This is a genomic window from Roseibium salinum (genome assembly GCF_026240905.1).
GTDB lineage: Bacteria > Pseudomonadota > Alphaproteobacteria > Rhizobiales > Stappiaceae > Roseibium > Roseibium salinum.
Window position 1 is genome coordinate 1,116,684 of sequence record NZ_JAPEVI010000003.1, and the last position, 13,682, is coordinate 1,130,365.

Here is a 13,682-nt window from a genome sequence, read left to right on the forward strand (position 1 = left end):
AGGGACTGATTGACCATGCCGACAGGCACGATCCTAGTTGCAGATGATGACGCAGCGATCCGCACCGTTCTCAATCAGGCCCTTTCGCGGGCTGGCTACACCGTCCGCCTGACTTCCAACGCCTCGACGCTGTGGCGATGGGTGTCTTCAGGGGATGGCGATCTCGTCATCACGGACGTGGTGATGCCGGACGAGAATATCTTCGACGTATTGCCGCGCATGAAAAAGATGCGGCCGGACCTGCCGGTTCTGGTGATGAGCGCGCAGAACACGTTCATGACGGCGATCAAGGCGTCCGAAAAGGGTGCTTACGAATATCTGCCCAAACCGTTTGACCTGAAAGAGCTGACAAGCATCGTCCAGCGCGCCCTGGAAGAGCCGAAGAAGCGGGTGGCGGTGGAACTGGAAGACGCGGGTGAGGGCATGCCGCTGGTCGGACGTTCCCCGGCCATGCAGGAGATCTACCGGGTTCTCGCGCGTCTGATGCAGACCGACCTGACCGTCATGATCAACGGGGAGTCGGGGACCGGCAAGGAATTGGTGGCGCGGGCGTTGCACGATTACGGCAAACGGCGCAACGGTCCCTTTGTGGCAATCAATATGGCGGCAATTCCGCGAGACCTGATCGAAGCGGAGCTGTTCGGTCACGAAAAGGGTGCCTTTACGGGGGCGCAAAACCGCAGTTCCGGCCGCTTTGAGCAGGCTGATGGTGGAACCTTGTTTCTGGATGAAATCGGCGACATGCCGATGGAGGCCCAGACGCGGCTTCTCAGGGTTCTTCAACAGGGCGAATATACCACGGTGGGCGGACGCACGCCGATCAAGACAGATGTCAGGATCATCGCGGCGACCAATAAGGACCTGCGCCACCTGATCAATCAGGGGCTGTTCCGGGAGGATCTCTATTTCCGGCTGAACGTGGTCCCGATCCGCTTGCCACCGCTTCGCGAGCGCGTGGAAGATATACCTGATCTCGTCCGGCACTTCTTTGCACTTGTGGAGAAGGAAGGCCTGCCGTCGAAACAGATCGATCAGGGGGCCCTGAACCTGCTGCGCCGCTACCGCTGGCCCGGCAACGTGCGGGAACTTGAAAACCTGGTCCGGAGACTGGCCGCGCTCTACCCGCAGGACGTGATCAGCGAAAGCCTGCTTGAACACGAACTCAGCCAGCCGACCGTTTCCGCGATGGAAGAGGAAGCGCCGGAAACGGTCAATCTCGGCGGGTCGGTCGAACGTTATCTGTCCGGCTATTTCGACACGTTCGGCGAGGCGCTGCCACCTCCCGGTCTCTATCACCGCATCTTGCGCGAAGTTGAATATCCCCTCATCAGCGCCGCACTTGCCGCCACGCGGGGCAACCAGATCAAGGCGGCGGAATTGCTGGGTGTCAACCGCAACACGCTACGCAAGAAGATCCGTGATCTCGATATCCAGGTCATGCGGTCGACAAGGTAGTCTTGACGTTGCGATGGCGATTCTGCTCGTCCACCTGCTGCAATGATGGCTTTTTGTCTTGAACAATCGGCCCGCGCAAGGCGCGCGGCATGGGAGACCGCTTGGCAATCAGCCGATAATTCCCCGATTGCGGTCGTCCACCGCATTCTTTCATCACGCCGCCAAGTCTGTCGCAATTTCGCAACAATGTGTGATAAGTTTGCCGCAAACGGTCAATGAAGCCTGTGTCACGGTGCGGTGGCAAGCGTTTGAGGCGTAATGATACTGGAAGCGGAACAACAGCCCGTTGCGCAGTCGAGCGCTGCGGGAAGACTCTGGCGGCGGGCCGGACTTACGGTCATGGTCCTCGCGTTGATTTCCATCGGAGTGACCTTCGTCATTCTGACGGGACTGACGTCGATCGATCCGACTCGCGACGTCATCCTGACCGCGATGGTGATCAATGGCGCGCTCGCGGCCATTCTCCTCGGCGTCACCGCCTTTGAAATCATAAAGCTCTGGCAGGCCCGGCGCAGGGGACGCGCCGCTGCGCGGCTTCACGTACGCGTCGTTGCTCTCTTCAGCGTGGTCGCCGCCGTGCCTGCGGTTCTGATGGCCATACTGGCGGCCGTCACGCTGGACCGGGGTCTCGACCGGTGGTTCGAAGACCGCACACGCCAGATCGTTGACAACGCCCTGACGGTGGCCCAGGCCTATCTTCATGAGCACGCCCGCGTCCTTCGCGGCGATCTGATCGCCATGACCAACGATATAGACCGGGCAAAGGCGGTGTATGAGTTCGAGCCGACGCGCTTCGACCAGTTCTTCGCGACCCAGGTGTCGCTGCGCGGCATTCTCGGCGCGTTCATTCTGGACGAAGACGGCGATGTGGTGACCCGCGTAATCCTGGACCCCAACGCGGAGATCCCGCTGCCGCCGGCCGACAGTTTCTTCAAGGCCAAATCCGGCGACCCGATCCTGATTGCTCCGGGGAGTTCGAACATCGTCGGCGGCATCATGAAGCTGTCGGCCTACGACAACTTCTATCTCTATGCGGTGCGAGCGATCGACCCGCGCGTTGTCGAATATCTTCGCCTGACTGAAACCGGAGCGTCGCAATATCAGCAGATGGAAAGCAGCCGCTTCGGTGTTCAGGTGGCGTTCGCGCTTGTCTATCTCGGCGTTGCGCTGGTGCTGCTGCTCTCGGCCATCTGGATCGGATTCGGCTTTGCGAACCGGCTTGTGTCGCCGATCCGAACGTTGATTTCGGCCGCAGACGAGGTGGCCAAAGGCAATCTCGGCGTCAAGGTCCACACGGAAAAGTCGGGTGGCGACCTGGCCAATCTCGGGGCGACTTTCAACAAGATGACGGGCCAGTTGCTCGGCCAGCGGGATGCGCTGCTGGCGGCCAACGAGCAGATCGACCGCCGGCGGCGTTTCAACGAAGCGGTGCTGGCCGGCGTCTCCACCGGTGTGATCGGCGTCGATGACGAAGCTTCCATCATGCTGATCAATGCCTCGGCACTGGAGCTTCTCCAGCTCGATGAAGTCCAGATCCTGAACAAGCCTCTCGTCGAAGTGGTGCCGGAGCTGAAGGACTGCATCACGGAGGCCTTGCATAACAACGGCGAACGGCTTCCCGAAACCCAGATCGAACTCACCAGGGGCGGGCGCCTCAGGGTGATCAATGTCCGTATCACCAGCGAACAGTCGACGCGCCGGGAACACGGGTTCGTCGTAACACTTGATGACATCACCGACCTTGTCTCCGCTCAGCGCAATTCGGCCTGGGCGGATGTTGCGCGCCGCATTGCCCACGAAATCAAAAACCCGCTCACGCCGATTCAGCTTTCAGCCGAACGTATCCGCAGGCGCTACGGGAAGCGGATCGAGGAAGATCGCGAGGTCTTCGACCAGTGCATCGATACGATCGTGCGGCAGGTTGGCGATATCGGGCAGATGGTCGACGAATTCTCCTCCTTCGCGCGCATGCGCAAACCGGCCAAATCCCGCGGGGACCTGAGGGAAACCGTGCGGGATGCGGCCTTCATGCAATCGGTGGCCAACCCGGAGATCGAAGTCACCGCCGATGTTCCCGACGCGCCGGTGCATGCCGTCTATGACGCACGCCTCGTTGGTCAGGCCCTGACCAACGTAGTGAAGAATGCAACCGAGGCGGTCAGTGCCAGATCCGGTGACGATCTGCCGAAAGGCAGGGTCAAGGTTCAGCTTCGCGGCGAAGTGAACGAGGGCAGCGGGCGGATCGTCATCGATGTCATTGACAATGGCATTGGCCTGCCCGAGGAAAACAGAAGCCGGCTGCTCGAACCTTACATGACCACGCGGGAAAAAGGCACGGGCCTCGGCCTCGCCATCGTGCGCAAGATTCTGGAAGACCACGGGGGCGGGATCGAATTGCTCGACGCCCCCAAATCCACCCCTGAGGACACGGGAACTCTCGTTCGCCTGGCACTGGCAGCAAATGCCGAAAGCGAACCTGAGACCGAAGACCAAGACCAAGCAGTGATTGCCCATGGCGTATGATATTCTTGTCGTAGACGACGAAACCGATATCCGTGAAATGATCGCCGGCATCCTTGATGACGACGGATACGGAACCCGGACGGCGCATGATTCCGACAGCGCGCTTGCCGCCGTCAAGGAACGCAAGCCTTCGCTGGTCATCCTGGACATCTGGCTGCAGGGCAGCCGGCTGGACGGCCTGGCGCTTCTGGATGTTTTCAAGGAAATGGACCCGGATCTGCCCGTTGTCATCATCTCCGGTCACGGAAACATCGAGACGGCCGTTTCCGCGATCAAACGGGGCGCCTACGACTATATCGAGAAGCCATTCAAGGCGGACCGGCTGGTGCACATCGTGGAGCGCGCCCTGGAGGCCTCGAGCCTCAAGCGGGAAATCCGCGATCTCAAACAGCGCAGCGGCGAAACCAGCGACATCATCGGCAATTCCTCGGCTGCGCACAACCTGCGCCAGACGATCCAGAAGGTCGCGGCCACCAACAGCCGGATCATGATCGTCGGTCCGTCAGGGGCGGGCAAGGAGAGGGCGGCGCGGATGATCCATGATCAGTCGCCGCGCGTCAAAAACCCGTTCGTCGTGCTGAACGCGGCCACGATCACGCCCGCGCGCATGGAAGAAGAACTGTTCGGCATCGAAGACGAAAGCGGCAGTCTTCGCAAGATCGGCGCCCTGGAGGAAGCCCATGGCGGGACGCTCTATCTCGATGAAGTGGCCGACATGCCGGCGGAAACCCAGGGCAAGATCCTGCGGGTTCTGGTTGAACAGAGTTTTTGCCGCGTCGGCGGCACTCAGAAGGTCCAGGTCGACATCCGCATATTGTCCTCGACTTCGAAGAACCTGGAAGAGCACATCGCGTCGGGCCTCTTCCGGCAGGATCTCTACCACCGGCTCAGCGTAGTGCCACTAAGGGTGCCGGGCCTGGCCGAACGGCGGGAGGATATTCCGGTTCTGGTCCACCACTTCATGGCCCAGATCTCGGCCGCCTCAGGCATCCCGCTTCGCCCGATCGGCGATGACGCCATGGCCGTTCTGCAGACGCATGACTGGCCGGGCAATGTCCGTCAGCTGCGGAACAACGTCGAACGGCTGATGATCCTGAGCCGAGGCGATCCGGACAGTACGATTACCGCTGATCTTCTGCCGGCCGAAATCGGTGAAACACTGCCCAGCTTGCCGACGTCGGGGGCGGGCGAGCATCTGATGTCGGTGCCTTTGCGCGAAGCGCGCGAGATTTTCGAACGTGAATATCTTCAGGCACAGATCAAGAGATTTGACGGCAACATCTCGCGGACAGCCGAATTTGTCGGTATGGAACGCTCTGCGCTTCACCGCAAACTGAAAACCCTGGGCATGACCTGACCGGCTGCATACAGGTTTGACGGATCCGGTCGTTTCTCGTATCCCGACCGAACCGTTCGGCGGTCCGATGGGAGACATCGGATGAGGCGGAATCGATTGCGACTGGTATCGGGCCGGTACGGCGACAGAAACAAACTGCTGAGCGGAAAAGGGTTCTTCCCATGAAAATCGTCATTTGCGGTGCCGGGCAGGTGGGATACGGCATTGCGGAGCGCCTTGCTGCAGAGCAGAACGATGTATCGGTGATCGATTCATCGCCGCAACTGATCAATGCGATTGGGGATCAACTCGATGTCCGCGGCTTCGTCGGGCACGGGGCTCACCCGGACGTTCTGGCACAGGCCGGCGCGGAAGAAGCGGATATGATCGTCGCCGTCACGCTTTATGACGAGGTCAACATGGTGGCCTGTCAGGTGGCGCATTCGCTCTTCAATGTGCCGACCAAGGTCGCCCGTATCCGGGCGCAGTCCTATCTTCAGGGACGCTGGCGCAACCTGTTTTCCCGCGACAACATGCCGATCGACGTGATCATTTCGCCAGAAATCGAGGTTGGCGAAATGGTGTTGCGCCGGCTCGCCCTGCCCGGAGCCGTTGAAACGGTCCGCTTTGCCGACGATAACGTGGTCGTCGTCGGGATCATGTGCGAAGAGGATTGTCCGGTCGTCGACACACCGCTGCGCCAGCTGACGGAACTTTTCCCCGATCTCGGCGCCGTCGTGGTCGGGCTCTACCGGAACAACCGTCTGTTCGTTCCCAAGAGCAGCGATTCCATCCTCACTGGAGATCTTGCCTATGTGGTGGCGCGGCGCGACCAGGTGCGCAGGACTCTGAGCATTTTCGGTCACGAGGAGCCGGAAGCGGCCAAGGTGGTGATCGCCGGTGGCGGCAATATCGGCCTTTACGTTGCAAAAGCCCTGGAACAGCGGCAGACCGGCACCAAAGTGAAGCTGATCGAGGCGTCACGCGAGCGGGCCATGGCGGTCGCCGATGAACTCAAGCGCTCCGTGATCCTGCACGGCAGCGCTCTTGATCAGACCATTCTGAACGAGGCGGATGCCGGCGAAGCCGACACGATGGTGGCATTGACCAACGAGGACGAGGTGAACATCCTGGCCTCGGTGATGGCCAAGAAGCTTGGCTGCAAACGCTCTCTGTCGCTTCTCAACAATCCAAGCTATCCGGCCTTTGCCAACGCACTCGGCATCGACGCGTTCATCAACCCGCGGGCCGTAACGATCTCGCGGATCCTGCAGCATGTGCGCCGTGGGCGCATCAGGGGTGTGCACTCGTTGCAGAACGGCGCGGCGGAAATCGTCGAAGCGGAAGCCCTGGACACGTCGCCGCTCGTCGGCAGGCCCTTGCGGGACATCGACCTGCCGTCCGGCATCCGGATCGGCGCCGTTTTCCGGGGAGGGGAAGTCCTGACGCCGAACGGTGACGTCCAGATCCAGGCGCAGGACCGGATCGTGATTTTCGCAGTCGCGAACCGCGTGCGCCAGGTCGAGCAGATGTTCCGTGTGAGCCTTGACTTCTTTTAGAACCGTTCGGGCTCTTTCCGGTCTTGCATTTGTCTGACCCAGCAGTCAAATTTTCATGAATACCAATCGGTTCGATCGACTCGACCTTTCCTGGAGGAACCATGAGCCGGATTGCCTATGTCAACGGCCAGTATGTGCGCCACGGCGATGCTGCGGTGCACGTGGAAGATCGCGGCTATCAGTTTGCCGACGGCGTCTACGAGGTTTGCGAAGTCTGGCAGGGCAACATCGTCGATATGCCGCGCCATCTGGATCGGCTGAACAGATCCTTGACCGAGTTGCGCATAGACTGGCCCATGTCGCGCGCCGCGGTTGAATTCGTGCTGCGGCAGGTGATCCGCCGCAACAGGGTCCGTAACGGGCTGGTGTACATTCAAGTGACACGCGGCGTATCACGCCGGGATCACTATTTCCCGCCTGAAGATGTCGCGCCCTCGATCGTCGTGACCGCACGCTCTTCCAATCCCGATGCGGCAAGGGCGCAGGCCGAGCAGGGGATTGCGGTTGTCAGCTATCCGGAAAACCGCTGGCCGCGTGTCGACATCAAGACCATTGCCCTGTTGCCGAACGTTCTTGCCAAACAGCACGCGAAAGAGCAGGGCGGCAAGGAAGCCTGGTATGTGGACAGCAACGGATATGTAACCGAAGGCGGGTCGACCAACGCCTGGATCGTTACCAAGGACGGCGCGGTGGTCACCCGTGCGGCCGAAAGCGGCATTTTGCGGGGCATCACCCGCACGGTGGTTCTGGAATTAATTGAAAAAGAGGGGCTGACCTTTGAAGAAAGGCCGTTTAGCTTAGAAGAGGCCCTAGAAGCCAAAGAAGCATTTGTTACAGCTGCGTCAACTGTCGTGATGCCGGTAACACGAGTGGACGGACGGATTATCGGGAATGGCCACCCGGGGACCGTTGCAACCCGATTGCGCGAATTGTTCCGTACTGCTACTGATTTGCAGGCGGTATGATTCTGAGTAACTTTGTCTGGCCGAATGAACGATACGATCCGGGGCTGAGGCAGACGGCCCCTGTACGGTGGGCAACATAAAGAGCGGGCGGCACGTCAGACCCAAGCGTTTGAAATTGAGCGATTTTTGACGGTATGCCGCTGAAACGCCGGATGCTCGGCCGCATCCGGGACTAATAGGATAAAAAGACTGATGGCTGAGCGCGCACAAAATCTCCAAGACACGTTCCTTAATCACGTTCGCAAACAAAAAACGCCTCTGACGATTTTTCTCATCAATGGCGTGAAATTGCAGGGGGTGGTGACATGGTTCGACAATTTCTGTGTCTTGCTTCGGCGTGATGGGCATTCCCAGCTTGTTTATAAGCACGCGATTTCCACAATTATGCCTAACGGACCTGTTCAACTGTTCGACCAGGCTGAGGAAAACGCGGAAAAGGTAAGCTGATTGAAACCGAAGTCTCGTGCGGACGATTTTTCAAAATCAAAGGGTCCTGAGGATCCGGATCAGAAATCTCTGAGACAGAAGGATACTGGGGTGGATCGTCTGCCTCAGCGTTTCCGCGCGATGATACTGGAGCCGGTGCTGCAATTGCGCGGGGAGGCCGGCCAGCAGGACGTGCGTACGAGCCGGAGCCCGGAAGCCCGGTTGGACGAAGCGGTCGGTCTCGGCGCCGCCATCAACCTGGATATCGTCCAATCCGGAGTTGTCCGGATCAACAAACCCAAACCCGCAACGCTGTTCGGTGAAGGCAAGGTTGCCGAACTGGCCGGGATCGTCGCCAGCGACGAGCTGGACCTGGTTGTCATCGACCATCCTCTGTCGCCTGTTCAGCAGCGAAACCTGGAACGCCGGCTGAAGACCAAGGTCATCGACCGGACGGGGCTCATACTCGAAATCTTCGGCGACCGGGCGCGCACCAAGGAAGGGCGCCTGCAGGTCGACCTGGCTCATTTGAGCTGGCAGAAAAGCCGGCTCGTAAGGTCCTGGACGCACCTTGAACGCCAGCGCGGCGGCGCAGGGTTCATGGGCGGGCCCGGTGAAACCCAGATCGAGGCCGACCGCCGTCAGATCCAGGAACGGATCCTCGTGCTGCAGAAACAGCTCGAACAGGTGCGCCGGACCCGGGACCTGCACCGGAAGAAACGCAAGAAGATTCCCCAGCCGGTCGTGGCTCTGGTCGGCTACACCAACGCCGGCAAGTCAACGTTGTTCAACCGTTTGACGCAAGCCGATGTGATGGCCAAGGACCTGCTTTTCGCGACGCTGGATCCGACGCTTCGCAAGATTGCCCTACCGCACGGCAAGGAGGTCATCCTGTCGGACACCGTGGGGTTCATCTCGGACCTGCCGACCCATCTCGTGGCTGCCTTCCGGGCGACACTGGAGGAGGTGCTGGAAGCTGACCTGATCCTGCATGTGCGCGACATTTCGCATCCGGATACGGACGCCCAGGCGGAAGATGTCAGGAAGACGCTGGACGATCTCGGCGTTGACGCGCAAACGGGCGCTCCCGTCGTTGAGATCTGGAACAAGATCGACCGCCTCGACCCGGCCTACCGGGACAAACTGCTCGCCGAAGCCGGTGAACAGGGCCCGATCGCATTGTCGGCCCTGACAGGCGACGGCATTCCACAGTTGCTCAATCGGATCGACGCCTTTATGGCGCAGCATGACGACATTCTGGTGGTCAGGATTCCGGTTGCCGAGGGAGCATTGCTGGCAAAACTCTATCAGGTGGCGGAAGTGTTGGAACGCACCGACACGGAAGATTTTGTCGTTGCGGAAGCGCGGGTTTCCGACAAGCAGCGCGGGCCGTTCCGCGATGCGTTCGGCGATTTCATCCAGGATTAAAGCACGAGGTTGCCTGCAGTGGCCGTATTTGGCAGAGCTGGAGGCAGGTCACTTCGTTTTCGCCGCCTGCCAGGCCTCTTCCATCTCATCCAGGGTCATTGCCTCGAGAGTGGTGCCGTTTTCTTGTGCGTGGGCTTCAATGGCCGCGAAGCGTTTGCGGAATTTGCGGTTGGTGCGGCGCAGGGCCTCTTCCGGGTCTATGTCGAGATGGCGGGCAAGATTGGCGAGCGCGAACAGGGTATCGCCGAGTTCGTCGGTGATCCGGTCCTTGTCCGGAGCGCTCTTGGCAAGTTCCTCGTCCAGCTCGTGGGTTTCTTCGCGGATCTTGTCGAGAACCAGCCGTGCGTCGTTCCAGTCGAAGCCGACCCTGGAGGCGCGGCGCTGTAGCTTGTCCGCCTCCTGCAAGGCCGGGAAGGCGGTCGGCACGTCGTCCAGAAACTCCTTTTCCGGCTCCGCCAGGCCGAGGGCCTGCCGCTCCGCCCGCTTCTCGGCGCGTTCCTCCGCCTTGATCCGTTCCCAGATCCCCTTGACCAGCTCCGGCTTGTCGCCGTTTTCATCGCCAAAGACGTGCGGATGACGCCGGATCAGTTTCCTTGTGATGCTCTCGACCACGTCTCCGAAGTCGAAATGATCTTCTTCCTCCGCCATGCGGGCGTGATAGATCACCTGCAGCAACAGGTCGCCGAGTTCTTCCCTCAGTCCAACCAGATCGTTCTTGGCGATGGCGTCGGCGACCTCATATGCTTCCTCCAGCGTGTAGGGAGCAATCGTCTCGAAATTCTGTTCCAGGTCCCAGGGGCACCCGGTGACCGGGGTGCGAAGCGCAGCCATGATTTCAATAAGACGGGAAATATCGCGGCTGGGTGTCATGGAGGAACCTTGGCGTTGTTGATGGAGGGGCCCGTCAGGCAGTCCTGTGTGATGGCATGTCGCACGACGAGAATACGCCGCAGGTCAGCGTCGTTTGACGTCGACCTGTTCGGCATATCCCACCTGATGATGTAGGGGCAAGCTATCCCCTGACGGAGGGATGCCAGAAGGTTACGGCTCTCTCCAGAAGCGTGAGAGCGCCATAGGACAGCATCCCGGCCAATGCAGCGACGGTGATTTCCGCCCAGACCAGATCCAGATCCATGCTGCCGACGGCCGTCGAGATTCTGAATCCCATGCCCGCGGTCGGCGAACCGAAGAATTCCGCGACGATCGCTCCGATAAGCGCAAGGGTCGTATTTATCTTCAAGGCATTGAAAATAAACGGCATTGCCATTGGCAGGCGGAGCTTGACCAGAGTTTGCCAGTATCCTGATGCATAGGTGCGCATCAGGTCGCGCTGCATGGCGTCGGAGGCCGCGAGACCGGAAACCGTGTTCACCAGCATCGGGAAGAAGGTCATGATGATGACGACGGCGGCTTTGGACGGCCAATCGAAACCGAACCACATGACCATGATCGGGGCGACGCCGATGATGGGCAGGGCTGAAACAAGGTTTCCGATCGGCAGGAGCCCGCGGCGCAGAAACGGCACGCGATCGACCAGGATGGCAATGACAAAAGCACTGCCGCAGCCGATCAGGTAACCGATCAGGACGGCCTTGAGAAAGGTCTGCTGGAAATCCTTCCAGAGTGTCGGCCCCGAATTGATCAGCCTTGCCCAGATTTCGGAGGGCGACGGCAAGAGCGCGTTGGAAATGCCCTGACCGGGTTGCCCGGCGCCGGTCACGACCAGTTCCCACAGCACAAGCAAGGTGATGCCGAAGATGGCCGGAATGGCCAGACTTACCAGACGCGAGGAGAGGGGCGAGGTCAACGACCAGTGCGCAAGGCGTTCGACAAACAGCCATGCCGCAGCCCAGGTTGCCGCCGTCAGGGCCCAGAAGCCGATGCCAGCCTGGCCGACATGAACGGATACGGTGCTGATCAGCAGCCACGCGGCAATGGCCGTCACCAGTCCGAGCACGATGTCGCCGACCTTGTTGCGCATGAACCCGAGTTCGTAGCGAACGCCGGCGATCGCCAGGATGACGAGACACAGGGAGAGCCTGGGAACGTCCATCACACCCAGGTCCGGCTGGAAGATCGTGGTGAACAGGCTGACGACGACCATGGCCACGATGAACCAGGCGAGCAGGGCGGGCATGTTGGAACGACGGTCCAGGCGGAGCGATGCTGTGCTCATTTTGCCATCCCCATCCGATTGAGCGTGATATTTTCGATGGCACCGATCAGCGCGACGAGGGCGCCTGCCAGAATGGCGGCCATGATCAGCGCCGACCAGATCTGGATGGTCTGGCCATAGTAGGATCCCGCCAGAAGCCTCGCGCCAAGACCCGCCACCGCACCTGTCGGCAATTCTCCGATGATGGCCCCGACCAGAGACGCCGCCACACCGACTTTCATGGAAGTGAAGAGATAGGGCACGGCATAGGGCAGGCGTAATTTCCAGAATGTCTGAACGCGGGTCGCGGAATAGGTGTGCATCAGGTCCATATGGATCGTTTCAGGCGAACGTAGCCCCTTCACCATGCCGACCGTTACCGGGAAGAAGGACAGATAGGTCGAGATCAGGGCCTTCGGGAAAAGACCGGTGATGCCCATGTTTCCCAGAACCACGATGATCATCGGTGCAATCGCGAGGATCGGAATTGTCTGTGAGGCAATCACCCAGGGCATCATCGACTTTTCGAGGACGCGGGAATGAACGATGCCGATCGCGAGAAGAATACCGAGCGACGTGCCAATGAAGAAGCCAAGCAGCGTCGATGAAAGTGTGATCCCGGAGTGGTGTATCAGCGACCGTTTCGAGGTGATGCTCTTTTCGACGGTGGTGTTCCAGAGCTCGACTGCCACCTGGTGCGGGGCCGGCAGTTTCGGCCGGTCCTGGGCGAGCGTATCTGCGATCAGTTGGGAGAGGGGAACATCCGTCTGGTCCGCGCGCTCATAGATGTCGCCCTGAAAGGGGGCGTTCAGCAACACCGCCCCGACATACCAGAGCGCAAGGATCGCCAGCACGACAACGGTAACGGGACCGATGGTACCCGACATGAGACCGGCAAACGGATTGAGGCTGCGGGGCGCGGTGGAGAGTGACGTATCGGTCATTGCTTTGAGCCTTCCTCAATCCTCATAGGAATGCCCGGCCTTGAGACCTTCCCGGACGCGATGGGCGATCTTCAGGAATTCGGGTGTTTCGCGGATGTTGAGGCTCCGGTCACGCGGCAGGTCGCTTTCGATGACGTCGTAGATCCGGCCCGGACGCGGGCACAGCACGACGATCTTGGTGGACAGGAATACGGCTTCGGGAATGGAGTGGGTGACGAAGGCGACGGTCTTGTTGGTTTTCGCCCAGAGTTTCAGGAGCTGCTCGTTGAGATGATCGCGGACGATTTCATCGAGTGCGCCGAACGGCTCGTCCATCAGCAGAAGAGCGGGTTCAACGGCGAGCGCGCGGGCGATGGAGGCGCGCTGCTGCATGCCGCCGGATAGCTGCCAGGGATACTTCTTTTCAAAACCGGTAAGGTTCACCAGTTCCAGGTTCTTGCTAATGCGCTGCCGCTGCTCTTGCCTGGAAAGCCCCATGATTTCAAGGGGCAGGGCGACGTTCTTGGAGATGTTGCGCCAAGGGTAGAGTGCCGCTGCCTGGAAGACATAGCCATAGGCCCTGTTCAGGCGGGCTTCCTCTGCCGAGGTTCCGTTGACGGTTATCGAGCCTGCTGTCGGCTGCTCCAGGTCTGCGATCACGCGCAGGAGCGTGGTCTTGCCGCAGCCCGAAGGGCCGATGAAGGAGACGAAGTCCCCCTCATCGATTTCGAGGTTGATGTCGGAGAGGGCGTTTACCGGTCCGTCATTGGTTTCGAAGGTGAGGGACAGGTTGTCGATACCGATCACCCGTTTAGGGCTGGCGCTTTTATTGTTTTCCACCATTTCGGTGTCCTTTGCGCTGGCAAGAGCAGTCATGAATTTCCTCGCTACACGAGTCGCGTGCAATTCGAC

General features: G+C 60.0%; 11 protein-coding genes. 7 read left to right on the top strand and 4 right to left on the bottom strand.

The features are described from left to right. Positions 1-15 precede the first annotated feature (15 nt). The 7 genes from ntrC (at position 16) to hflX (ending at position 9,692) form a co-directional block, all read left to right on the top strand. Complete coding sequence (ntrC, locus tag ON753_RS09750) at positions 16-1,455, top strand: nitrogen regulation protein NR(I) (RefSeq protein ID WP_265967112.1); 1,440 nt, start codon at positions 16-18, stop codon at positions 1,453-1,455. Positions 1,456-1,713: 258 nt separating this feature from the next. After that, a complete protein-coding gene (locus tag ON753_RS09755) occupies positions 1,714-3,978 on the top strand; it encodes a sensor histidine kinase NtrY-like (RefSeq protein ID WP_265962330.1) in 2,265 nt (754 codons plus the stop codon). Continuing rightward, positions 3,968-5,335: a nitrogen assimilation response regulator NtrX gene (gene ntrX / locus ON753_RS09760; RefSeq protein ID WP_265962331.1), complete on the top strand. Its 1,368-nt coding sequence runs from the start codon at positions 3,968-3,970 to the stop codon at positions 5,333-5,335. The genes ON753_RS09755 and ntrX overlap by 11 nt, the downstream gene beginning before the upstream one ends. A 161-nt stretch (positions 5,336-5,496) precedes the next feature. Beyond that, entirely contained in the window at positions 5,497-6,873 is a 1,377-nt protein-coding gene (gene trkA, locus ON753_RS09765) for a Trk system potassium transporter TrkA (RefSeq protein WP_265962332.1), read from the top strand. Positions 6,874-6,974: 101 nt separating this feature from the next. Next, positions 6,975-7,838: a D-amino-acid transaminase gene (locus tag ON753_RS09770; protein WP_265962333.1), complete on the top strand. Its 864-nt coding sequence runs from the start codon at positions 6,975-6,977 to the stop codon at positions 7,836-7,838. A gap of 189 nt (positions 7,839-8,027) precedes the next feature. Then, positions 8,028-8,285, top strand: a complete 258-nt coding sequence (gene hfq / locus ON753_RS09775; protein ID WP_265967113.1) for an RNA chaperone Hfq — start codon at positions 8,028-8,030, stop codon at positions 8,283-8,285. Positions 8,286-8,405: 120 nt separating this feature from the next. Then, entirely contained in the window at positions 8,406-9,692 is a 1,287-nt protein-coding gene (hflX, locus tag ON753_RS09780) for a GTPase HflX (RefSeq protein WP_265967114.1), read from the top strand. A gap of 48 nt (positions 9,693-9,740) precedes the next feature. Here the strand turns inward: hflX and mazG are convergent, their stop codons facing one another. The 4 genes from mazG to ON753_RS09800 form a co-directional block, all read right to left on the bottom strand. Beyond that, on the bottom strand, positions 9,741-10,562 hold the full coding sequence (gene mazG, locus ON753_RS09785) for a nucleoside triphosphate pyrophosphohydrolase (RefSeq protein WP_265962334.1): 822 nt from the start codon (positions 10,560-10,562) through the stop codon (positions 9,741-9,743). A 142-nt stretch (positions 10,563-10,704) separates the two neighbouring features. Then, positions 10,705-11,868 carry an ABC transporter permease gene (locus ON753_RS09790; RefSeq protein ID WP_265962335.1) on the bottom strand — a complete coding sequence of 388 codons (1,164 nt, stop codon included), beginning with the start codon at positions 11,866-11,868 and terminating at the stop codon, positions 10,705-10,707. Beyond that, positions 11,865-12,791, bottom strand: a complete 927-nt coding sequence (locus tag ON753_RS09795; RefSeq protein WP_377047035.1) for an ABC transporter permease — start codon at positions 12,789-12,791, stop codon at positions 11,865-11,867. Before ON753_RS09795 ends, ON753_RS09790 begins: the two co-directional genes overlap by 4 nt. Positions 12,792-12,806: 15 nt before the next feature. Then, complete coding sequence (locus tag ON753_RS09800; RefSeq protein WP_265967116.1) at positions 12,807-13,613, bottom strand: ABC transporter ATP-binding protein; 807 nt, start codon at positions 13,611-13,613, stop codon at positions 12,807-12,809. Between the last annotated feature and the right edge of the window lie 69 nt (positions 13,614-13,682).